This window comes from Sphingomonas colocasiae (genome assembly GCF_019880585.1).
Taxonomy (GTDB): domain Bacteria; phylum Pseudomonadota; class Alphaproteobacteria; order Sphingomonadales; family Sphingomonadaceae; genus Sphingobium_A; species Sphingobium_A colocasiae.
In genome coordinates, this window is record NZ_JAINVV010000008.1 from 580739 (window position 1) to 602169 (window position 21431).

Sequence of the window (21431 nt, forward strand, 5' to 3'; positions counted from 1 at the left end):
ATGCGTAAGGGCGCGATCGAGATCGGCGCACAACGCTATCGCGAAACCGCCGGCCGCCATTACGAGGATTTCGTCGTCGGCGACGTCTACGAACATCGGCCGGGACGCACGATCAGCGAAGCGGACAATAGCTGGTTCGCCCTGCTGACGATGAACACCCATCCGATCCATTTCGACGCCGAATATGCCGCGCGAACCGAGTTCGGGCAGTTGCTGGTGTGCAGCCCGCTGACGCTGGCGATCCTGGTGGGCATGAGCGTCAGCGACGTCAGCCAGAAGGCCGTCGCCAATCTCGGCTGGAAGGAGATCGCGATGACCGCGCCGGTCTTCGTGGGCGACACGCTCTACGCCGAATCGCAAGTGCTCGAACTGCGCGAGTCGGGCTCACGCCCGCAACAGGGCCTGGTCACGGTAAAGACCATCGGCCGGAACCAGCACGGAACGGTCGTCTGCGAATTCATCCGCACCGCGCTGGTGTGGAAGCGGGGGCACGGCCCCGCCGACGCTTAGCCGCCAAGGCATCCCAATGCCGGAACCAGACCATATCCAGGGAGGAAAATGACGATGATCAACAGTCGGGAAATCCTGTCGCGCCATCGCCGCATGCTGCATCTGTCGGCGAGCATTCTCGTTTTCGCCGCAGCGCCGGCATTCGCGCAGACGGCCGAGCCGCCCCCCGCGCAACCGGAACCACAGGCCGAGGAGGCGGCCGGCGACATCGTCGTGACCGGATCGCGCATCGCCCGCAGCGGCTTCGCCGCGCCGACGCCGATGACGACGTTGGGCACCGATGAATTCGAGGCGGCGGCTCCGCAGAACCTCGCCAATCTCGTCAATACGCTGCCGGCGCTCAAATCGTCGCTGACCCCGGCATCATCGTCGAACAACAGCAATTTCGGCACCGGCAATTATCTCGACCTCCGCGGCCTCGGGCCGACGCGCACGCTGGTGCTGGTCGACGGCAAGAGGGTCGTGCCGTCGTCCATCTACGGGCTCGTCAATATCAACATCATCCCGCAGGCGCTGGTCGAACGCGCCGAGATCGTCACCGGCGGCGCCTCCGCCGCCTGGGGATCGGATGCCGTCGCGGGCGTGGTGAACTTCATCTTCAATCGCGACCTGGAAGGCTTCAAGGGCAGCATCCAGGGCGGCATCAGCGACCATGACGATCATCGCAATTATCTGGGCTCGATCGCCTTCGGCACGAAATTCGCCGATGGGCGGGGCAAGCTGCTGCTCGCCGCCGAGATCGCCGACAATAGCGGCGTGCTCCGCCAGGATTCGCGTGACTGGGGTGCGCAGGGCTATCGGCTGATCACCAATCCCGCCGCCAACGCCACCAACGGCGAACCGCTGCGGCTGATCGCGGCCGACGTCCGCACCGCCAACGCCTCCTATGGCGGCCTGATCACATCGGGTCCGTTGCGGGGCATCCAGTTCGGACCCGGCGGCCAGCCGATCCCGTTCAACTACGGAACCGCGCTCACCGCGACGACGATGATCGGCGGAGACGGCGTGCGATCCAATGCCGACGCGGTGCTTGAAACCCCGATGCTGCGCAAGGCGGCCTATGGCCGGCTGTCCTTCGAAACCTCCGATGCGCTCACCCTGTATGGCGAGGCATCCTATGCGCGCTCGACCTCCAACTATCCGCTCGCGCTGCCGGGGGTCTCGGTCGATACGCTGACGATCCGCCGCGACAATGCGTTCCTGCCCGAATCGATCCGGGCGGCGATGGTCGCGAACAATCTGCAGACCTTCACCATGGGGCGATTCTCGTCCGACTATGCGATGGTGCAGGCGGATATCGACACGAAGACGCAGCGCTATGTGATCGGCGCCGAAGGCCGGCTGGGCGGCACATGGCGCTGGGACGGCTATTATACGCGCGGCATCACCGACGTCGTCATCATCGGCGACAACAACCGCATCACCGCCCGCCACGCGCTGGCGCTCGATTCGGTGATCAATCCCGCCACCGGCGCCGCGATCTGCCGCTCGACGCTGACCGATCCCGCCAATGGCTGCGTACCCTTCAATCCCTTCGGCCCCAATTCGGCATCGCAATCGGCGCTGGACTATATGATGGGCACCGCGCGGCGCGCCTGGCACCTGACCCAGGATGCGGCGGCGCTGACAGTGCAGGGAGAGCCCTTCTCGACATGGGCCGGGCCGGTCTCGATCGCGGTCGGCGCCGAGTATCGACGCGAATCCGCCGATGTGGTCGCCGATGCGATCTCGGTCGCCAGCGGCTTCGGGGTCGGCGCGCAGATCCCATGGTCGGGCGCGGTCAAGGTGTGGGAAGGGTTCGCCGAAACCATCGTCCCGCTCGCCAAGGATGCGAGCTGGGCAAAGGCGCTCGACCTCAACCTCGCCATCCGCCAGACCGACTACAGCACATCGGGCAGCGTCACGACCTGGAAGGCGGGCCTCACCTATGACGTCAACGACAGCATCCGCCTGCGCGCGACGCGATCGCGCGACATCCGGGCACCTGCGCTCGCCGAGCTGTTCCAGGGCGCGTCGCAGGCGGCGGTGACCGTGATCGATCCCGTGACCGCGCAGACCGTAACGACGGTCGGGCCGGTTCTGGGCAATTCCGCGCTGACCCCCGAAATCGCCGATACCTTGACCGCCGGCATCGTGCTGACGCCGACCGCGATCCCGCGCCTGCGCATGTCGCTCGACTTTTTCGACATCAAGGTGAAGGACATCATCACCTCGCTCAACGCCCAGTCGATCGTCGACCGTTGCTATACCACCCAGCCCGAAGTCTGTTCGCAGATCACGCGGGTGAACGGGCAGATCACGCGCATCGCGGTCGCGCCGGTCAACCTCCAGTCACTGCGCACGACCGGCCTGGACATGGAGCTCGATTATCGCCTGCCGATGACCGGGCTGCTGGGCGACAATGCCGGCGATCTCTCCTTCCGCGCGCTCGTCAGCTATGTCGGCAAGCTCACCCTCACCGATGGCGCCACCGTCACCAGACTTGCCGGCAGCGTGGATCAGCCGACGATCCAGGGCCTGGGCGGCCAGCCGCATTGGCGCTTCAATCTCCGCACCACCTACGAACAGGGGCCCGTCACCGTCAGCGCGGCGGCGCGCTATGTCGGCGGCGGCATGATCAATCGCGCCTATACCGCGAAGGACATCAATATCCTTTCGATCAACGGACGCGTCTATTTCGACCTGTCGATGCAATATGAGGTCATCCGTCAGGACAAGCGTGCGATCGAGCTGTTCGCGGCGATCGACAATGTGATGGACCGCGATCCGCCGATCGCCGGCGGCGGCTTCAACACCGCGGCGACGGTGCGCAGCCTCTACGACCAGATCGGACGCACCTATACGGCGGGGCTTCGTTTCCGTTACTGATCGACTGCATCATGCCGGCGCCGGCCATGTCCGGCGCCGGCGGCAATCGATCGTCTCCGACAGGACAGGTTCGCAGCGGAAGGAACGGTGATGGGCTGGCGTTCGACCTGTTTTCCGTTCGCGGCCGCCCTCGCCATATCCCAGGCGCCGGCGGCCGACGCGCAGTTCAAGGAACGCGATGCCGCCGTCGCCGCACCGTATCTGGCGCGCGCGGACCATATCGCCGGCTCGAACGGCTTCGCGGCGGCGCGCGCGGCGCTGAGCCGCGACTACGAGCGGATCATCGCGGAGCTGATCACGCTGACCGAAATCCCCGCGCCACCGTTCGAAGAAGCGGTTCGGGCGCGCGCCTTTGCGAAGATGCTGGACGCCGCCGGGCTTGCCGATGTCGAAATCGATGCCGAGGGCAATGCGATGGGCCTGCGCCGCGGGCGCGGCACGGGGCCGCTGCTGGTGGTGACGGCCCATCTCGACACCGTTTTTCCCAAGGAAACCGATGTGAAGGTGCGGCGCGAGGGCGGGTGGCTGCACGCACCCGGAATCGGCGACGACACCGCCGGCCTCGCCACGATCCTCGCCTATGTCCGCGCGCTCGACGCAGCGGGCATCGCGACCGACAGCGACATCCTGTTCATGGGCAATGTCGGCGAAGAAGGGCCGGGCGATCTGCGCGGCGTCCGCCACCTGTTCGAAAAGGGGCGATATCGCGATCGGATCGGCCGCTTCATCTCGATCGAATCGGGACGCGGCCGGGTGATCAACGGCGGAATCGGCTCCAGGCGCTACAAGGTGACCTTCCAGGGCCCGGGCGGGCACAGCCTCCATGATTTCGGACTGGTCAATCCGGCCTATGCGATGGCCGGCGCGATCCAGGCGCTTGGCCGCTTCTCGGCCCCCAGAACGCCGCGCACGACCTTCAATATCGGCGTGCTCGAAGGCGGCACATCGGTGAATTCGATCCCCTTTTCGGTATCGATGCTCGTCGATATGCGATCCGAAGGCGCGGAGGCCCTGCGCGCGGTCGAGGATCATCTGATGGCCGTGCTGCCCAAGGCGGTCGCGGAAGAGAATGCGACGCGCTCGACCGCGAAAGGCGCGATCAGCTATCGAACGGAACTGAGCGGCGACCGCCCTGTCGGCCAGACGCCGGCGTCGCAGGATATCGTTCAGGCCGCCGCCGCCGCACTCAAGGTCGCCGGAATCAAGCCCATGCTGCAATGGGCCTCGACCGATTCCAACATCCCGATGAGCCGGGGCATTCCCGCCGTCACGCTCGGCTCCGGCTTTCAGGTTGAACGCGTCCATTCGCTGGAGGAAGCCCTCCTGCTCGATCGCGACGAGACGTTGCGGCATATGTCGGCAGGGCTTGCCACGATCATCGCCATAGCCGGCGGCCCGATCGACTGAAGGATTTCAGCGCCGGCGCAGCGTGCCGGAGCCCTGCGACGAGCCGGCTTCGCGCTTGATCATGTCCTGGAAAATGGTGCCCGGGGACGGAGTCGAACCGCCGACACTGCGATTTTCAGTCGCATGCTCTACCAACTGAGCTACCCGGGCATCTCTCCGCGAACGCGGAAGTGGCGCCTATAGAGAAGGCTAGTGCTCGCTGTCCAGCCCGTTTGAAGGCTTTTCGTGCAAAGCCTGCTCCGCGGGCGGCCCGGGGATGCGATAGCCCTCGCCCAGCCAGCGCAGCAGATCGCGATCCTTGCAGCCGCGGCTGCAAAAAGGCGCATGGTCGGCAACGGTCTGGGCGCCGCAAAGCGGGCAGGCATCGGTCTTGCTCATGTCGGCTAGATAGGCGCTTGGCGGCGCTTATTGAAGCGGCGCGAGCGTGACCGGCCGCCCCGTCCTGCGCGCCAGCGCCGCGATCCAGTCGGCGCGGGCCGTTGCCAGCGCATGCTCAGCGCGCGCCAGGTGCAGCACGCCGCCCGTCGGCACATCGCGCTCCGCACGGCGCAACGCAGCGCGCAGCCGCGCCGCGACCGGATCGGCGGCGAGCAATTCGGGCAGCGAGGCCCGCTGGCGCCGGCGCACGATCTGCAGGAAACCGAAACCATTGACCGCCGTCCGCTCGAACGGTTGCGGCAGCGCCGCGTCGAGCGCCTCGGCGGCGGCGCGGCGCGCCTGGCGGCCGGGCAAGGTCGGCAGGTCGATCCCGATCGATCCGCCGATGCCCATGCGGCGAATCGCCCGCCCCGCCGCCGCCGCGCCCGCGATGGCGAGCGCCTCGACCGGCGGGCCGCCATCGACGTCGAACAGCGTCATGGCGGGCGTCACCGACATGCGCAGCGCACCGCCGGCAAAGGCGATCTCGCCGGTTTCCGCTTCCTCGATCAGTTCGGACCAGCCTGCGGCTTCGAGCAGATCGGGTTCGTGCGGCTGCAGGATGCGAACGGGCGATCCATTGGCGCGGATGCGATCGATCAGCGTTGGTCCGGGGCGTGGCGATTCATCGGGCAATGCGGCCACCGCCTTGGCGAGCTTGGGCCGGCCGGCCTCCGGAATCGCTTCGCGGACGATCCGGATGCGGATCGCGGCGCCCTGCGTCGTGCCCGGCGGGATGCCGTCGAGGATCGCCTCGCCGCCATCATCCAGCGCGACACGGCCGCTCAGGCGGGGAACGAGGACCTCGACGAGCCGCGCATCGGCGACGGTGCCGACGCGCAGGGGGCCGCCCTCGGGCTCGATCCCGGCCTCCAATATCTCGCCATCGACGACCAGCGCGGCACGCGCTTCGCCGATCCCGTCCTCATAAAGCCATTCAGCCATGCGCTTCGCCGACGGCATAACCCGCCGATTCGAGCAGCGCGCGCGTCTCGAACACGGGCAGGCCGATCACGCCGGACGGACTGCCGCCGACGAAGCGGATCAACGCGCCGGCACGGCCCTGCAGCGCATAGCCGCCGGCCTTGCCCCGCCATTCGCCGCTCGCGACATAGGCATCGATCTCCGCCGCGCTCAGCCGCTTGAAGGTGACGATGGTGGTCGACAGCCGATGCCGGGCGACGCCGTCGGGATGCACCAGGGTCACCGCGCTCAGCACGCGGTGGCGGCGACCGGAGAGCAGCGCGAGGCACTGGCGCGCCTCCGCCTCGGTTTCGGCCTTGGGCAGGATGCGCCGGCCCACCGCGACGACGGTATCCGCCGCCAGCACCAGCGCGCCGGGCTGGCGCACGGCGACCAGCGCCGCCTTCGCCGCGGCGACGCGGCGCGCATAGGCGGGCGGCTGTTCGGCGGTCAGCGGGGTTTCGTCGATATCGGCGGGATCGATCGCGTCCGGCGCGACGCCGATCTGCGCAAGCAGGTCCACCCGGCGCGGGCTGGCCGATGCAAGGACAAGGCGCACGGCCCGATCCTTATTTGAAGCGGTAAGTGATCCGACCCTTGGTCAGGTCGTAGGGCGTGAGTTCGACGAGCACTTCGTCGCCCACGAGCACGCGGATGCGGTTCTTGCGCATCTTGCCGGCGGTGTGACCAAGAATCTCGTGGTCGTTCTCGAGCCGGACGCGGAACATGGCATTGGGGAGAAGCTCCACCACCTGCCCGCGCATTTCCAGAAGTTCTTCCTTCGCCATGCACTCTCTTAGGTATAATCGGGAAAATTCGCGCCGCCTTAGCGCCAAAGCGCGCCAAAGGAAAGCGCGGTCACATCTTCGTCATTTTGACCGCCGCGACGGCGGTTTTCAATCGCCGCCCAGCGACTTGCCCGCCCGGCCGGCAAGCTCGACCGCATATTGCCAGGCGATCCGGCCGGAGCGGCTGCCGCGCTGCTGCGCCCAGAGCAAGGCATCGGCGGCATCGAGCGCCAGCCCATGGCGATCGGCATAGGCGCCGACCATGGAGAGATAGGTATCCTGGTCGCAATTGTGAAAGCCGAGATTGAGCCCGAACCGATCGGCAAGCGCCAGCCGATCGTCGACCACGTCGCGCGGATTGATCGCGCTCTGCTGCTCTTCCATCGCGCGGGCAACGATATGGCGGCGGTTCGAGGTGACATGGAGCCGGGCATTGGCCGGGCGTGCTTCCGCACCGCCCTCCAGCAGCGAGCGCAGCACGCGCGGATCGGCGCCGCCGGCATCCTCGAAACCGAGATCGTCGATGAAGATCGCGAAGGCGCGCGGCACATTCGCGATCGCGTCGAACAGCGCGGGCAAGGTACCGATGCGATCGCCCGCCACCTCGATCAGCGCCAGATCGGCGCCCTCGTCGCGCAGCGCGCCGACCACGCTCTTGACCAGAGCGGACTTGCCCATGCCGCGCGATCCCCAGAGCAGCACGTCGTGCGCGGCATGACCGGAGGCGAGGCGGCGCGTATTTTCGAGCACCGCGGCCTTTTGGGCGTCGATGCCCGTGAGCAGCGCCAGCGGCAGCGGCGCGAAGGCGCGCGCGGCGGCCAAGGCCCCGTCGCGCCAGACATAGGCGGGATGCGCGGCGGGATCGGCGGAGGCCGAAGGGGGCGGAGCAAGCCGCTCGAGCGCTGCGGCGATGCGGGCAAGGTCGCTGGACGATTCGGTCATGATGGTCTCGATGGTCGCGGTCAGAAAAGATTTCAGCGTTCGCGCTGGAGCGCGACAACGCGGCCGCGCTCGCTTTCGGGAATCAATCCCTCCAGCACCGTCCAGAAACCGGCGACGGCGCCCTGCCCCGCCTGGGCATAAGCGGCGGACACCTTCTCGCGCAGCGCTTCGAACAGCCGCGCTTCCAGCGCTGCGCCCTCGGCGGTCAGGCGCAGCAGCCGCTGGCGCCGGTCGCTGGTGCCCGTCCGCTGCTCGACCAGCCCCCGCGCGGAGAGTTCGTTGAGCACGCGCCCCAGCGATTGCTTGGTGATCGCCAGCAGCTTCAGCAATTCGCTGACCGTCAGGTCAGGCTGGCGCGCGATGAAATAAAGCGCCCGATGATGCGCGCGGCCGAGCCCCTGAAGGCCAAGCTCGTCGTCGATTGCGCGGGTCATGTGGCTATAGCCGAAATACAGCAGTTCGACGCCCCGACGAATCTCGGGTTCGCGCAGAAAAAGCGGCGATGCAGCAGTCGCGTTTGGGACAGCCATATTGACGTATTTATCCTTAGTCCCTAGTCCCCCGCAAGGCGAGCGCACCCGCCAAAACCGAGAGGAAATATCATGTCGTCAGCCTCCCTATCCACTTTCGCGTTCGAACCCAATCCCACCCCGCTCGCGATCGAAGATCGCGCGAAGCTGCTGGTCGATCCCGGATTCGGCAAGGTTTTCACGGATCATATGGCGATCGTGGAATATAATGAGGGCGAAGGCTGGCATTCGGCGCGAATCGCGCCGCGCGGATCGGTGACGATGGATCCGGCGTCTTCGGTGCTCCATTATGCGCAGGAAATTTTCGAAGGCCTGAAGGCCTATAGCCGCCCCGATGGCGGCGCCGCACTGTTCCGGCCCGAGGCCAATGCCCGCCGCTTCAACGATTCGGCGCGCCGCCTGGCGATGCCGGCGATCCCGGAGGAGATCTTCCTCGGATCGATCGACGCGCTGGTCCGCGCCGATTCGGGCTGGATCCCGCAGGGCGAGGACGGCGCGCTCTATCTGCGCCCCTTCATGATCGCGAGCGAAGTGTTCTTGGGCGTGAAGCCCTCTTCGCAATATCTCTACATGGTGCTCGCCTCGTCGGTCGGCGCCTATTTCAAGGGCAGCACCCCGGCGGTTTCGCTGTGGGTCACGCGCGAATATACGCGCGCGGCGCCTGGCGGCACCGGTGCGGCGAAGTGCGGCGGCAATTATGCGGCGAGCCTCGTCGCCCAGGCCGAGGCGATCCGCAACGGTTGCGACCAGGTGGTGTTCCTCGACGCGGTCGAGCGTCGCTGGATCGAGGAACTCGGCGGCATGAACGTGTTCTTCGTCTTCGACGACGGATCGATGCTGACCCCGCCGCTGGGCACCATCCTGCCCGGCATCACCCGCGATTCGATCCTGACGCTCGCCCGCGCCCAGGGCATCACGGTGCGCGAGGAACTCTATTCGATCGAGCAATGGGAAGCCGACGCCAAGAGCGGGCGCCTGACCGAAGCCTTTGCCTGCGGCACCGCGGCGGTGGTGACGCCGATCGGCAGCGTCGCGAGCGCGGAGGGCAAGTTCACGATCGGCGGCCAGTCCGCCGGCCCGCTCACCCAGCGCATCCGTTCGATGCTGGTGGACATCCAGCGCGGCAATGCACCTGATCCGTACGGCTGGGTGAAGCAGGTCATCTGATCCCGATTGCGAAAAGGGGGCGCGGCAAACGCCAAACCCCCTTTTCAGCCGCGAGGCGGCACACTAAGGCAGCCGCTCGCCTCTGCTGGGGCGTCGCCAAGTGGTAAGGCACCGGTTTTTGGTACCGGCATTCGCAGGTTCGAATCCTGCCGCCCCAGCCACCGAGCCCTGCTGAGGGTTCGGACCGAGCCGGTAGCCCCTTCAATCTTCTCTTCAATGCCTACGATATAACTGACGTTCGGCATCCGGCGACTCGGAAGCCGAGGCCGTGAATGCGGCGCAGAAAACGAAGCGGTCATCGCCGCTGTCTATTCGCTTGTCCTCTGACGAGCGAAGTCGACTCGAACGCGAGGCCGGGAGCGTCCCGCTCGGCACGTTCATAAAGAGCAAAATCTTCGGCGAACCCGCTGGCCGGGTTCGTCGCCCTCAGTCTGTGCGCGACGAGCGCACGATAGCCCAATTGCTCGCTCGCCTCGGGGCGAGCGGGCTGGCGGCGCATATTCAGGAACTCGCCGATGCAGCGCGCAGCGGAAGCCTCGCCTGCGACGATGAAGTGGCCTCGCTGATCCGCGCGGCCTGCGCCGACATTGAATCCATGCGGTCGATGCTGGTCGCCGCCCTCGGCTTGAAAGGCCCGGCCTCCAAGCCTGAACCAACCTCATCCACCCCATGCCAAGCCTTCGAGTCCGTCTCGGGACAAGGCGGTGTCCGATGATCCTGAAAGGATCGCAACGCGGCGGTGCGGGCAATTTATCCGCCCACCTACTGAACAAGCGCGACAACGATCATGTCCGCGTTCTCAATCTGCGCGGTTTCATGGCCGACGATCTGACAGGCGCATTGCAAGAAGCCTATGCGATCTCGCGCGCCACCAAATGCCGCCAGTTCATGTTCTCGCTCAGCCTCAACCCGCCGAAAAACGCGCTCGTCAAAGAGACGGATTTTCAGAAAGCCGCCGATGCGGCGGAAAAACGCCTCGGCCTGTCCGGCCAACCCCGCGCCATCATATTGCACGAGAAGGAAGGACGGCGACACGCACATGTCGTGTGGTCGCGCATTCGCGCCGACGAGCTGAAAGCCGTCGAACTGCCTTTCTTCAAGAACAAGCTGAAAGACCTCTCCCGCGATCTGTTCCTTGAGCATCAATGGACGCTGCCGGAAGGGCTACGCACGCACGGGGGCCGCTCGCCCCTCAATTTTAGCTTGGCCGAGTGGCAACAGGCCAAGCGCCTCGGGCGCGACCCCCGCGAGATTAAGGACGCGATCCGCGATTGCTGGAATCGCAGCGACGACGCGAAGTCATTGGCGCACGCGCTGGACGAACGCGGCTATTTCTTGGCCCAGGGCGACAGACGCAGCTTCGTCATCATGGACACGGACGGCGAAGTCTACTCGCTCGCCCGCTATGCGGGCGTCAAGACCAAGGACGTCCGCGCCAAGCTCGGTGATCCCGACAAATTGCCATCGCTGACAGACATCACGATCACGCTCCAGCGCCAGACGACATCGCAGGCCCGTAATTTCATTCTCTCGATGCGCCAGCGTCATGTCGCAGACATCGCGCAGGCGAAAGCGCCGCTCGCCAAGCTGAAACGCGAACATGAAGCCGAACGCGGCGATCTGGCGGCTGCGCAATCTTCCCGCTGGGAGCATGAAACCCGCGACCGCGCCGCCCGCTTCCGCAAAGGGCTGGCCGGACTGTGGGACACGATCACGGGCCGCAAGCGCGCCTTGCGCCAACAGAATGAACGCGAAGCGGCGGACGGCCTTCGCCGCGACAGCACTGAGCGCGACAGGCTGGTTGAAACCCAACTCGAACAGCGCCGCCCGTTCCAGTTCGATCTCGACCGCACCCGCAAGCGACATGCCGAAGAGCGTCAATTGCTCGCCCGCGAACTGGCCGCGCATCGCAAGCGGCTCCGCTCAGCGGAACGGCAACAATCTCAAGATTCCGAACGACCGCGCGAACGAACACGTCGCCGCGGAACGCCTTCTCTCGACCTCTAAAAGGATCGATCCATGAATATCACCAAACATCCGAAAGCGGCGGGCATCGCCGCCGCCATTATCCTTGGCCTCATCGTGGCCACGGGAAGCAGCAAGGGCATCGTTACCGGGTTCAGCCGCCTTTACATGATCGGCATGGCGACGGGCTGCGGTTTCGGCCTCGGCTGGTTCCTCTCGCCAAAAGCCAGCGCCGTCCGGCGCGTCATTGGCTATGCCGTCGGCGCGCTCCTGCTGTTCATCGCCTTCGCCGGGCCGAAAGCGATGGGCTGGAGCGTCGCCATCGTGCTCGCGGTCGTCGGCTTCTGTATGGGCCTCGGCTACTGGCTCGGCAAAGGCGCGCGCGGTTTCTTCCAAAAACCCGTCACCTTCGGCTCCGCCGAATGGGCGACCGAAGACTATTTGCGCGAGCATCATATCATCGGCGACAAAGGTATTCGCCTTGGCGGGTTTCCCGGCAAGGACGGCATCATCCCGATCCATTACGAGGGCGACCGCCATTTGTTGACCATCGCCCCGACCCGCGCGGGCAAAGGCACGACGCTCATCATCCCGAATCTCCTCACCTATCGCGGTTCGACGATGGTCATCGATCCGAAAGGCGAGAACGCGATGATTACGGCGGGGCAGCGCCGCGCGATGGGTCAGGATGTGCATATCGTCGATCCGTGGGGCATCGCATCCGGCGCGGGCGAAGCCTCGCGCTTCAACCCGCTCGACTGGCTGGTGATGGGCGATCCCGATATAACGGAGAACTCGATGCTGCTTGCGGATGCGTTGGTGGTGCCCGACGGCAAGGGCGACAGCTTTTGGACCGAAGAGGCGAAAGCCCTGCTGCAAGGGCTTATCCTCTATGTCGCGACCGATGATTATGAGGCGAGGCACCGCCATCTTGGCCGGGTCCGCGATCTGCTGCTGCTCGACGGCGAAGACCTGCCGCAATTGTTCCGACGCATGACGCAATCGATGCATCATGTCGTCGCCTCGACGGGCGCACGCTGCCTTCAAAAGGATGAAAAGCTGCTCGCCAGCGTTTTGGCATCCGCGCAAGCCCAAACCCACTTCTTGGATTCGAGCCGCATAAGATCGTCTTTGAGAGCGAGCGACTTCAAATTCGAGGATCTGAAGGCAGAGAAGATGACGATCTATCTCGTCCTCCCCGCCGATCGCCTGAATGCGTTCGGACGGTGGTTGCGGCTCCTCATACAGCAGGCAATCACCGTCAACGCCCGCAACATTGATATCCAGCCTGACAAGCCCGTCCTCTTCATCCTCGATGAAATGCCCGCCCTCGGTCGCCTTTCGATGGTCGAACAGGCTTATGGCCTGATGGCGGGCTTTGGGATGCAACTCTGGGGGATCGTGCAGGACACGGCGCAACTGAAGAAGATTTACGGGGAATCGTGGTCGAGCTTCGTCGCCAACAGCGGATGTGTGACTTACGCAGGCTCGCGGGACAAAGAGAGCGCCGAATATTTCAGCGCCCTTTGCGGGGTGACGACCGTGTGGACCATCACGAACGCAATCGCATCCAGCTTCGGCAGTTCGGGCAATAGCTCCAACAGTTCGACCAGCAACACCACGACAACGGCGGTCGCGCAACGCAAGCTCGCCTATCCCGACGAATTGATGCGCCTGCACAGCGCCCGTGCATTGGTCCTTATAGAGAATCTGCACCCCATACAGGGGGTCAAGCAAGCGTGGTTCACCGATGACACCCTGAAAACCCTTGGCGTCAATCTGCGGGAGGCGAACAAGTGAGCGACGATCATGTGAAGCGCTTCCGGCTGAGCCTGAATCAGCCGCACAAACCCTTCAACCAGTCGGCAGCCGAAAGGCTGCCGATACGGGATAAGGACAACGCCCAGCCCGTCATCCCGCCGCCGCGCACGACCTTCATCCCGCATCCGCAACTCGCGCCGCCCGGTGCGGTCGGCATCCGGCTCGCGCAGGACGCCCGCAAGTTCATGGACGCCAAACGGGAGGAACGCGCCAACGACCGCGAGTTCAAACCGCTGGTGAAGGGGATAGGGAAGGATCGAGGGTGGGAGCGCTAAGGTTCACCCTTGCGGCAACGAGAACTCGACGTGCAATATTGAAACAACCCGGTATCGCCGGGTTCCAAATCTCCTATGCGGTTCAATATCGCATCCACAATCTGCTTGATTACCCCTTCAAATTCAATTTTGTTTTTATACCCAATATATGGGCATATCTCCATGATGACATGGAGGTTTTCTATCTTTTGAACCGCAAGAGATGAGATGTATGTCTCATACTGGGATTTGTTAAGAGCGAGCCTACCGTCATCTCGAAGCTCTTTTAGAACGCCTTTCACGACAGCCGCAAACTGGGTCATGAACGGCGCCCACCACATGTACCATTCACGGAACATGGCCTTTACGTCACCCCGTTCGAGGATGTCTTTCTCAACTAGGAAAGCGATGTGCTGCCAGAAGCGAATCCATGTCGCGAAGGCCAAGCTTTCGGACATTTCGTTGAGAACGGGGGCGCGCTCATTCTGCTTATGCCGAACATCATAGGGGGTGAAATGAGGGTGATCGCGAACATGGTTCGCGGCAATCCCAGTGTCATCTTTGATATGCACGTAAAATTTGGGGAGCCTCGTTTCCCCTAAAACGACTTTCGCTTTGTAATCATAGTCTTTGTCACGGAACCATTTTTGAGCCACTTCCCACGCCGGATACAGGATTTTGATGTAGAACTCGGGATCCACCATTTTTTCCGAAAGACGGATAAGCTCCCGGTGCTGTTCGTTCTTCTTGTTTCTCTTTTCGATACCCCCAGACACGAGAACCGACACCGTTAAGGCGGCCGCTATGGTCGCCAGACCCATGACGCCCTGTGCGACCAGATTGAATATATTGGAAAAAGAAATCCAATTGCGAGTTTCGAAGTCGAATCCACCCGAAGTCACAGCGTATGCGCCAACAAAAAATAAAACGAAAAATATCGTCAAAAGAACTATAAATATTAGAAATATAGGAGGTCCATGCACAAAGATTGGATTATTGAGCCATCGCTCTGTGTCATACCATGGATCTATTTTAGAATATTCTTTTGACTTATCGCTACTTATTGTCATATAATACTCCCAACAAGGTAGGATTTATTGACTTCTCCACTTATTGAAGGTGCAGAATTTGCGCAGAAATGTTTGGTTGTTGGCTGTCTAGCCGCTCCTGTAGGCGGGGCTGGAACTTTGGCCGGGACTGTCGCCGGGATGCTCACAAAAAGCTGGCTGATCGGCGCTGGTGCTGGAACCGCCGCCATGGCAACCGTCGTGGCGTTGCTCGCCTACGCAAATCATCGACATACCAAAGGCCAAATTCGCCAAAGCACCCCCCGGCCATAAGGTCGCAATACAACAGAGAGCTTAGCCGAAAGACCCAAACGGTCAATTTCGGTAAAAGTCGATCTGAGGCTTTATTCACTACACGTCAGCGGCAACAAAAACGGGCAGCTTTCGCCGCCCGTCGTTATTTCCGTCGCTGCGAAACTGGCGATCAGCGAATACCACAGCCACGCTTGAATGCGCTCCAGTTCGATTTCAGCCCCTTCACGGGCAACGGAAGCGTTCGCCCGGCGACCGTCATGCGAATGTTTTGCGCCGATGGCAGCGCGGCCAGCAACGGATGGACCCCGCCAAGATTGGCGCTCGCATCAACCGCGCCCCATTCATCAACGCTGACGGTGATCGGAACCGCGATTGCTCGACCGTCCACATTGAAGGTGACGGTCTGTTTCGCGGGTTTGGCTTTGGTCTGTTCAACAATCATCAGCGTGATCTGGCCGCGTCCGCCTTCGCAGGTCAGATAGAGAGGATCGAAACCGTAATCGTCCGCGCCGCTCAGAATGCCAATCTTCTGCGGTTGTCCGTCAGCCAACATCCAATAGCCCGCCGCGCCGCTATCCTGCCGATCCGTACTGGCACCGGCCCCGCACTCATCGTTCGCGCTGATGCGGTCGAGAACGCGGCCCGTCCATTCATCGACAGCGCCATTCGAGCAGCCGACCGCGCCGCCTTCCTCCATGAAGCCACGCGCGCCGCCGACAACCGCCGTCCCGCTCGGAGCGGACTGCACGGGGTTTCCTTTCTTGGCAAAGGTGCCGTCAAACCCGCAACCCATGCCATGAAAATAGGAACAATCGGTCGAGCTGGCCCGCACCGACTTCCCCGCATTGGTCAGCACGACGCGACATACGCGCCCGCTGTCATCGGGAACGGGCGCGGTCATGACAAGCTGGCCCTTGGCGGCGATAGCGCCGCCCTCGACCTCGCCGCTGCATCCGTCCCCGCTGAACGTTTCCATCGCGACATTATAGCGATTGGCCCCGCTCGGGCGGATGGACAGCGAGCCCTTGCCGCCATCCGTTGACCCTTCATACTCGCCCGTCCAGTTTTCCGGCTGGGCCGCTGCCGCCGTCGATACGGCGGCGATCGCTCCAGCGGCGCCGTCGCTAGCGGCAACGGCATTGGTCGGCACCGCGTCCGCTCCGCAGGCCGCGACCAGCAGGGCGGCGGCGCATGTCATCGTCTGTCGCATATCAGTTTCTCCCCTCGGTTGATTTCGGCGCGGTCGCGCCGCGAAGGCGTTCACGTTCCCGGCGTTCGGCCTCGCGGGCGCGCTCGCGATCAAGGCGCTGGTTCTCCGCCGCCGTGCAGCGCCGCACCTTGTCCATGTAGACCTCGCCGATGCGCCGCTCGCAGGATTGCCGCGTCTCGCCCGTTTTCCCCGCGCATTGATGGGCGATCTCGCGCGCCCGCCAAGACGACGCATCGCCCCGGCAGGATTCAAAGCTCTGCGCCATCGCGGGCGCGCAGATGCCCATCGCGACGGCTGACGCCGCCGCGCGATACAAATGTCTCATGCTCTGGTCCTTGAAGGGGCGGCCTGGTCGTCAGACCAAGCCGCCAGTGTCGCTAACTTTTATTGCCCTGCGCCTGCTTGGCGCGTTGCGCGGCGGCGGCGGCTTCTGCCGCTTGGCTGTCGCTGGCACCTTGACGTTTGAAATCAGACGCGCCCGCGTTCGGGTTCGCAGCCCCTATTTTCCCCCAATAGTTCGACTCATTCGACATGATCTTGCTCCCAATTGGCACCTGACCGCGTTTGGTCAGAGAACAAGAATCACACTGATAGTGTTTCTAGTGGCTGAACGGAATCCCTGCGAATGAAAAAAATCACACTGATCGTGTCTGGAGGATTTTGCGCTCGGCGCAGACCAAGCGGGCGTGTCAAATGACCCCGACCTTGTGGCGCTGGGCCAAACGATCCGCCAACTGCGGAAAGCACAGGAGCTGACACAGGAAGAGCTAGCGTTTCGATCGGGCCTGCATGTGAATTACATCGGCGGCATCGAGCGCGGCGAACGCAACGTGGGCGTGAAGGCGCTGTTCAGCCTAGCGCGCGGGCTTGATGTTCAGCCAAGCGAACTTTTTTCTTCTGTGACAGAATAGAATATAGCCCAGTAGGTAAATACCATTTCGGCCATCGGAAATTGTGTCTATTCTGATCGTATGCCGTTAAGCCTCACCCAAATTGATCATGACGACCTTTGCCATGGCTGGCGCTGGCATGAAGGTGATACGGGCAAACTCGTAGAGTTAGTCGCGCGTGTTGCGATGGGACAGTATCGTCACGTTGCGCAGATACTCGAAGGCTTAAATGTCGGGGCGCCAAAGACAAAAGCTGAGCAGGCCGCCGACGCCATTGAAAAGATGCAGGTCTCTGCCAACGGCGACCCATATCAACGTGATGGATGGATATTTCAGACCATTTCATGGATCGCCGCCAATCAAACCGCAAATGGCGCTATCCTCCAAATTCCTCACATTTACCGCGCTCACAAGGGGTACGACGGGCTACAACTCGAACTGACAGTTGATCAATCGGCGGTTCAGGCCCTCATCATTTTTGAGGATAAGGCCACTATCAATGCTCGCGACACAATCAGGGACGAAGTTTGGCCGGGCATAGCCGCGTTAGAGCGTGGCGAGCGAGCCGGGGAGCTGGCTCACGAAGCAACAGCAATGTTGGAGCGGCAGCAGCACGCCAACCCCAATCTTAACATTGACGACGCGATCGATAAGATCATTTGGAATGAAGCTAGACGCTATCGTGTGAGTGTTACTGTTGACGACACTCATGCCGATGACGGCAAGCGGAAAGGCCTTTTCAAGGACTACGATGCGCACGCACCGGGCGACGTCACTAGGCGTCGCGCAGAAACAATGCATTTTAGCGATCTGCGACAGTGGATGGACAATTTTGCGAATTTGGTCATCGTAAAGGTGAGAGAGTTGGCGGCCGATGTTTGATCCAGTTACATCCGCGCTCATCGCCACCTCGCCACCCTTATCCGGGCTGGATCTGGAAGCTCTGCCCAAGCAGCTAACGCAAGCGTTTGCAGAGATCGTATCGGCTCGCATCCGAATGCGTCAGGCGCATGCCGCCGAGATTTCGGAGGACCTCAGAGAGACGCTTATAAGAGTTAGAAGGCTGGCCGCTGCGCACGAGGCGTTCGTTGCCATCCTGCCAGATCGTGAGAACAGGGCGGCGGCAGCCTTTGTCGCAGGCTCTGCGCACCAAGCCTGTCTGCTTGCACGACCGCGCGGTGAAATTGCTCGCTCTTTTGTAAACGAGACAAGCGTTGCCGAAGAAGTGAGTGCAACCCTGCTATTCCTTGTTGCGGAATCCCACGCCGACGCCGCGGAAGCGTCCAAGCAGATTCAGGATGATGCCCCCCAGTCTACGGCAGTTGAAAAAGCACTCCTGACCTCCATCAAGATGCTCGCAACTGGAGAATTACGCGCCATAGTCCAATCGGCATTGCCGGAAATTATCGATGCGGAAGACTCAATGGCTGTGGCTATCGATGCTCTCCGACTTGAGTTGCTTAAAGGCGTTAAACACATCGCGCTTCGCTTGCGCAATAAGGTGGATATCGACCCGACTGTCGGTGGCGTACAACCTGCAACAGCGTTCTTCGAGCGTGTGAAAGCGCTAAGTGTATCCGAGATCGATGGAATCTTTGATGATGGTCGGAATGTCGTCAGTTTGTTCCCCGGCCTTATACATATCGCAAACCTCTTACTTGCGGTCGAGCGGGACCTAATTTCCTCCGCTCTGACTCGGGTTCCGACACCAGGCGGAGTCACAGAAGATGCATGGTGGCAAATAATCCGCCGGATGGCTGAAAATCGTCCGTACCTGTGGCGCAATCATCGTGAAGCGATCGACAAAGGCTATCTCGAGCAAGGCATATCGTCAGCGATCAGTTTCCCCACGGGTGGCGGAAAATCCACCCTAGCCGAACTGAAAATTGCGACGGCGTTGCTGCGCGGCCAGAAAGTTATTTTTCTCGCTCCCACGCATGCCCTCGTCGATCAAACGACCAAGGCTCTGCAGAAGACGTTCAACACTTTCAACTTCGACATCATCGGTGACGTTGATGAAGAAATGAGCTTTGATAGCCTTTTGATACTGCCAGAAGCTACCGTCACGACACCCGAGCGATGCCTCATGCTGATGTCGGCTCAACCAGAAGCTTTTGCTGATTTGGGTCTCGTTGTATTTGATGAATGTCACTTGTTGCATCCTCGCGATGATGATCGCAGCCGCAGAAGCGTCGATGCAATGCTTGCTGTTCTAAATCTGGTTCGCATCGCTCCCCACGCTGATTTGCTGCTTCTTTCGGCGATGATGAAAAATGCAGATGAGATCGCGGGCTGGATTGGGGAGATGACGGGCAGGCCTTGCCTGTCATTGAATTTGGCTTGGAAGCCGACTCGCCAAGTGCGCGGCAGCGTTGTCTATCCCGCCAAGCGCATCTCTGAACTTAATGAAGCTCTACGGACAGCGCGGGCGGCTAACCGGGAACCGAAAAACGCGCCCCGCGCCGTCACGCGGGGACTCACGGCCCAGCCATTTGGTTTCTTCGGCCTTCTTCAAACTTGGGCGACCCAAGAGCGTTCTGATTATGCGCTACTTCCGCTCCTGCCAGATGAGCACTCGCTTTCAACGGGACGGACGAAGGGGGGCAACTGGTATCTAACGCCCAACGGCAATCAAACGGCCGCTAGGATTGCCGCGGCCGCGGCAGCAGCGGGTTTGAAGACGTTGGTATTCGTCCAAACTGTTGTTCTTGCCGAATCTTCCACATCGGATTTTCGAAATTTGCTCAATGTTCCTGCCATCGAATTAGAGGAAGCGGAGAAGGAACTATACCGTTTAGCCGCCGAGGAGATGGGTGGCGAGGCCCACTGCTATCTCGATTTGGAAGCCAACGGCACATTCGCTGGAGGCGCGGCCAGCCACCACGCGCTTCTTCTTCGAGAAGAACGCCACCTCCATGAATCTCTCTTTAAAAGACCGGGCGGCGTGGGCGTACTCTTTGCGACTTCGACCTTGGCTCAAGGCATGAATCTACCGAGTGAGGTAGTTATTATCGCTGGCGACAATCGTTTCGACCCTGATGCAGACCGAATGGCGCAACTTGAAGCGCACGAGATTTTGAATGCAGCGGGGCGAGCGGGCAGAGCGGGCGAGCGATCAAACGGTTTTGTTTTGGTCGTTCCCAGCAAGGTCGTCGAATTCGACGATGAGCAGAACTTGATCAACGCGCATTGGCTCACGCTTCAGTCAATTTTCTCGCAGAGCGATCAATGCCTCGACATAGACGATCCCTCAACGGTCTTGCTCGATCATGTTCATGCCGGCGCTTCAGACAAGGGAATGCCCGCCTATTTTGTAAGCCGGCTTCCTCCTGCGGATGACGACGGTGGGGACACTTCTATTCGAAGCATTCTCGGCAATTCCTTCGCGGCCTTTCGGGCTCGAAAGCGTGGAGATACGGAATGGATAGAATCCCGAATTGCAGCGGCGTTTGCAGCGCGACAGGCAATGCAATCATCGGACGGCGAACAGTGGCTTGATCGCGTATCAGGTTTAACAGGAGTTTCGACCAAACTGCTCGCAGAGCTGGCTGAACTGGTTGACGGACTACCCCCCGAGCTGGATTCCGTTGCATTTATGATTTTAATTTTCGAATGGCTCGCAAAACGGCCAGAAAGTCTCCTCGATCTAGTCCGCCCCGAGAACGTAGAGGCATTTTTCGGTAAGACCTATTCGGACCTTACCACAGATGGAGAGAAAGGCGCCTTCGCATTACCCGTGCTTCATTCCATGCTGCTGCAATGGATGGCTGGTGCACCCCTCAATGAGATTGAAAAGCGATATCCAGAAGGCGGCGACCCCAAGCGATGCAAACGTGCTCGTCATTTCGTGCTGAAACTTGTGCCGGACTTGGCCTTCATCGCCGGACTTCCTGCCCTAATCTTGACCGCTCGCTCAGCTAAAGACGAGGATGACAGCCCCATACCTTCCGTCGTTGCCACTCTGGGAAGAGCGGTACGAGAAGGCTGCGATTCCCCTGCTAGTCTAGCTGCACGGAGCATCTTGGGGCTATCGGTTTCTCGCGTTGCTTCCCGCGCCGAGTTTGAAAAATGGCTGCCCCACTTGCCGCCAGGGGATCCACATGAAGATTTCGATGCAACGCGGGAGCGGGTTCGAAATGCCCAGCTGGTTGCAGGCCTCGATGACGATTGATTTTACTGGGCAAAGTTAAAAGCTGACTGAGCCGGACCGCCCTCTCCCTGAGAGGGTGTAAGTTCGGGTCATATGGCAAGGGGGGATGCAACGGGGGGACGGCACGTCACCCCTTGCCAAGATCGTGCGGTAATACCGCACACATCTTGCGATCTCCGCGAAGCGGGGAGCGGCTACATCTGTGACGCGATTTTGAGGGATCATAT

Annotated in this window: 21 protein-coding genes and 2 tRNA genes; 12 read left to right on the top strand and 11 right to left on the bottom strand. The window is 61.8% G+C overall.

Annotation, left to right across the window (positions count from 1 at the left end; genetic code table 11):
• From K7G82_RS18300 to K7G82_RS18310, 3 genes are all read left to right on the top strand, one after another.
• Window positions 1-510, top strand: coding sequence for a MaoC family dehydratase (locus tag K7G82_RS18300; protein WP_222991340.1), 510 nt, complete (start codon window positions 1-3; stop codon window positions 508-510).
• Between the two features lie 54 nt (window positions 511-564).
• Window positions 565-3378, top strand: coding sequence for a TonB-dependent receptor domain-containing protein (locus tag K7G82_RS18305; RefSeq protein ID WP_222991341.1), 2814 nt, complete (start codon window positions 565-567; stop codon window positions 3376-3378).
• Window positions 3379-3468: 90 nt separating this feature from the next.
• Window positions 3469-4785, top strand: a complete 1317-nt coding sequence (locus K7G82_RS18310) for a M20/M25/M40 family metallo-hydrolase (protein ID WP_222991342.1) — start codon at window positions 3469-3471, stop codon at window positions 4783-4785.
• A gap of 74 nt (window positions 4786-4859) precedes the next feature.
• Here the strand turns inward: K7G82_RS18310 and K7G82_RS18315 are convergent.
• The 7 genes from K7G82_RS18315 to K7G82_RS18345 form a co-directional block, all read right to left on the bottom strand.
• A tRNA-Phe gene (locus tag K7G82_RS18315) sits at window positions 4860-4935 on the bottom strand.
• Window positions 4936-4974: 39 nt separating this feature from the next.
• A complete protein-coding gene (locus K7G82_RS18320) occupies window positions 4975-5163 on the bottom strand; it encodes a DNA gyrase inhibitor YacG (protein ID WP_222991343.1) in 189 nt (62 codons plus the stop codon).
• 27 nt (window positions 5164-5190) lie between these two features.
• Window positions 5191-6147: a ribonuclease gene (locus tag K7G82_RS18325; protein WP_222991344.1), complete on the bottom strand. Its 957-nt coding sequence runs from the start codon at window positions 6145-6147 to the stop codon at window positions 5191-5193.
• Window positions 6140-6724 carry a Maf family protein gene (locus K7G82_RS18330; RefSeq protein ID WP_222991345.1) on the bottom strand — a complete coding sequence of 195 codons (585 nt, stop codon included), beginning with the start codon at window positions 6722-6724 and terminating at the stop codon, window positions 6140-6142. The genes K7G82_RS18325 and K7G82_RS18330 overlap by 8 nt, the downstream gene beginning before the upstream one ends.
• Window positions 6725-6734: 10 nt before the next feature.
• Entirely contained in the window at window positions 6735-6953 is a 219-nt protein-coding gene (infA, locus tag K7G82_RS18335; RefSeq protein ID WP_003049127.1) for a translation initiation factor IF-1, read from the bottom strand.
• Between the two features lie 108 nt (window positions 6954-7061).
• A complete protein-coding gene (locus K7G82_RS18340; RefSeq protein ID WP_222991346.1) occupies window positions 7062-7895 on the bottom strand; it encodes an ATP-binding protein in 834 nt (277 codons plus the stop codon).
• Between the two features lie 32 nt (window positions 7896-7927).
• A complete protein-coding gene (locus K7G82_RS18345) occupies window positions 7928-8425 on the bottom strand; it encodes a MarR family winged helix-turn-helix transcriptional regulator (RefSeq protein WP_222991347.1) in 498 nt (165 codons plus the stop codon).
• A 72-nt stretch (window positions 8426-8497) separates the two neighbouring features.
• Between K7G82_RS18345 and K7G82_RS18350 the strand changes: the two genes are divergently transcribed.
• From K7G82_RS18350 to K7G82_RS18375, 6 genes are all read left to right on the top strand, one after another.
• Entirely contained in the window at window positions 8498-9592 is a 1095-nt protein-coding gene (locus K7G82_RS18350; protein ID WP_222991348.1) for a branched-chain amino acid aminotransferase, read from the top strand.
• Between the two features lie 86 nt (window positions 9593-9678).
• A tRNA-Gln gene (locus K7G82_RS18355) sits at window positions 9679-9753 on the top strand.
• 107 nt (window positions 9754-9860) lie between these two features.
• A complete protein-coding gene (locus K7G82_RS18360) occupies window positions 9861-10307 on the top strand; it encodes a hypothetical protein (protein ID WP_222991349.1) in 447 nt (148 codons plus the stop codon).
• Window positions 10304-11599, top strand: a complete 1296-nt coding sequence (locus K7G82_RS18365) for a relaxase/mobilization nuclease domain-containing protein (protein WP_222991350.1) — start codon at window positions 10304-10306, stop codon at window positions 11597-11599. Before K7G82_RS18360 ends, K7G82_RS18365 begins: the two co-directional genes overlap by 4 nt.
• A gap of 12 nt (window positions 11600-11611) precedes the next feature.
• Complete coding sequence (locus K7G82_RS18370; protein ID WP_222991351.1) at window positions 11612-13357, top strand: type IV secretory system conjugative DNA transfer family protein; 1746 nt, start codon at window positions 11612-11614, stop codon at window positions 13355-13357.
• Window positions 13354-13653 carry a hypothetical protein gene (locus K7G82_RS18375; protein WP_222991352.1) on the top strand — a complete coding sequence of 100 codons (300 nt, stop codon included), beginning with the start codon at window positions 13354-13356 and terminating at the stop codon, window positions 13651-13653. The genes K7G82_RS18370 and K7G82_RS18375 overlap by 4 nt, the downstream gene beginning before the upstream one ends.
• Here the strand turns inward: K7G82_RS18375 and K7G82_RS18380 are convergent.
• The 4 genes from K7G82_RS18380 to K7G82_RS18395 form a co-directional block, all read right to left on the bottom strand.
• Entirely contained in the window at window positions 13650-14702 is a 1053-nt protein-coding gene (locus K7G82_RS18380) for a hypothetical protein (protein ID WP_222991353.1), read from the bottom strand. The genes K7G82_RS18375 and K7G82_RS18380 overlap by 4 nt on opposite strands.
• A 421-nt stretch (window positions 14703-15123) precedes the next feature.
• The gene (locus K7G82_RS18385) at window positions 15124-16164 is read right to left on the bottom strand and encodes a hypothetical protein (RefSeq protein WP_222991354.1); all 1041 of its coding nucleotides are present in this window, start codon (window positions 16162-16164) and stop codon (window positions 15124-15126) included.
• Window position 16165: 1 nt separating this feature from the next.
• The gene (locus K7G82_RS18390) at window positions 16166-16480 is read right to left on the bottom strand and encodes a hypothetical protein (RefSeq protein WP_222991355.1); all 315 of its coding nucleotides are present in this window, start codon (window positions 16478-16480) and stop codon (window positions 16166-16168) included.
• Between the two features lie 61 nt (window positions 16481-16541).
• Window positions 16542-16697, bottom strand: a complete 156-nt coding sequence (locus tag K7G82_RS18395; protein WP_222991356.1) for a hypothetical protein — start codon at window positions 16695-16697, stop codon at window positions 16542-16544.
• 174 nt (window positions 16698-16871) lie between these two features.
• Here K7G82_RS18395 and K7G82_RS18400 point away from each other — a divergent pair, with 174 nt between their 5' ends.
• The 3 genes from K7G82_RS18400 to K7G82_RS18410 are packed head-to-tail and all read left to right on the top strand — an operon-like array spanning window position 16872 to window position 21225.
• A complete protein-coding gene (locus tag K7G82_RS18400) occupies window positions 16872-17075 on the top strand; it encodes a helix-turn-helix domain-containing protein (RefSeq protein WP_343228605.1) in 204 nt (67 codons plus the stop codon).
• Between the two features lie 60 nt (window positions 17076-17135).
• The gene (locus tag K7G82_RS18405; protein ID WP_222991358.1) at window positions 17136-17936 is read left to right on the top strand and encodes a hypothetical protein; all 801 of its coding nucleotides are present in this window, start codon (window positions 17136-17138) and stop codon (window positions 17934-17936) included.
• Window positions 17929-21225: a DEAD/DEAH box helicase gene (locus K7G82_RS18410; protein WP_222991359.1), complete on the top strand. Its 3297-nt coding sequence runs from the start codon at window positions 17929-17931 to the stop codon at window positions 21223-21225. The genes K7G82_RS18405 and K7G82_RS18410 overlap by 8 nt, the downstream gene beginning before the upstream one ends.
• Window positions 21226-21431: the final 206 nt, after the last annotated feature.

What these genes read in the sequence shown, in the direction of transcription:
- K7G82_RS18305 (WP_222991341.1), top strand. Translation starts at nt 565, where the DNA reads ATGATCAACAGTCGGGAAATCCTGTCGCGCCATCGCCGCATGCTGCAT.
- K7G82_RS18370 (WP_222991351.1), top strand. Translation starts at nt 11,612, where the DNA reads ATGAATATCACCAAACATCCGAAAGCGGCGGGCATCGCCGCCGCCATT.
- K7G82_RS18405 (WP_222991358.1), top strand. Translation starts at nt 17,136, where the DNA reads ATGCCGTTAAGCCTCACCCAAATTGATCATGACGACCTTTGCCATGGC.
- K7G82_RS18345 (WP_222991347.1), bottom strand. Translation starts at nt 8,425, where the DNA reads ATGGCTGTCCCAAACGCGACTGCTGCATCGCCGCTTTTTCTGCGCGAA.
- K7G82_RS18325 (WP_222991344.1), bottom strand. Translation starts at nt 6,147, where the DNA reads ATGGCTGAATGGCTTTATGAGGACGGGATCGGCGAAGCGCGTGCCGCG.
- infA (WP_003049127.1), bottom strand. Translation starts at nt 6,953, where the DNA reads ATGGCGAAGGAAGAACTTCTGGAAATGCGCGGGCAGGTGGTGGAGCTT.
- K7G82_RS18380 (WP_222991353.1), bottom strand. Translation starts at nt 14,702, where the DNA reads ATGACAATAAGTAGCGATAAGTCAAAAGAATATTCTAAAATAGATCCA.
- K7G82_RS18340 (WP_222991346.1), bottom strand. Translation starts at nt 7,895, where the DNA reads ATGACCGAATCGTCCAGCGACCTTGCCCGCATCGCCGCAGCGCTCGAG.
- K7G82_RS18310 (WP_222991342.1), top strand. Translation starts at nt 3,469, where the DNA reads ATGGGCTGGCGTTCGACCTGTTTTCCGTTCGCGGCCGCCCTCGCCATA.
- K7G82_RS18395 (WP_222991356.1), bottom strand. Translation starts at nt 16,697, where the DNA reads ATGTCGAATGAGTCGAACTATTGGGGGAAAATAGGGGCTGCGAACCCG.
- K7G82_RS18350 (WP_222991348.1), top strand. Translation starts at nt 8,498, where the DNA reads ATGTCGTCAGCCTCCCTATCCACTTTCGCGTTCGAACCCAATCCCACC.
- K7G82_RS18320 (WP_222991343.1), bottom strand. Translation starts at nt 5,163, where the DNA reads ATGAGCAAGACCGATGCCTGCCCGCTTTGCGGCGCCCAGACCGTTGCC.
- K7G82_RS18300 (WP_222991340.1), top strand. Translation starts at nt 1, where the DNA reads ATGCGTAAGGGCGCGATCGAGATCGGCGCACAACGCTATCGCGAAACC.
- K7G82_RS18385 (WP_222991354.1), bottom strand. Translation starts at nt 16,164, where the DNA reads ATGCGACAGACGATGACATGCGCCGCCGCCCTGCTGGTCGCGGCCTGC.
- K7G82_RS18410 (WP_222991359.1), top strand. Translation starts at nt 17,929, where the DNA reads ATGTTTGATCCAGTTACATCCGCGCTCATCGCCACCTCGCCACCCTTA.
- K7G82_RS18365 (WP_222991350.1), top strand. Translation starts at nt 10,304, where the DNA reads ATGATCCTGAAAGGATCGCAACGCGGCGGTGCGGGCAATTTATCCGCC.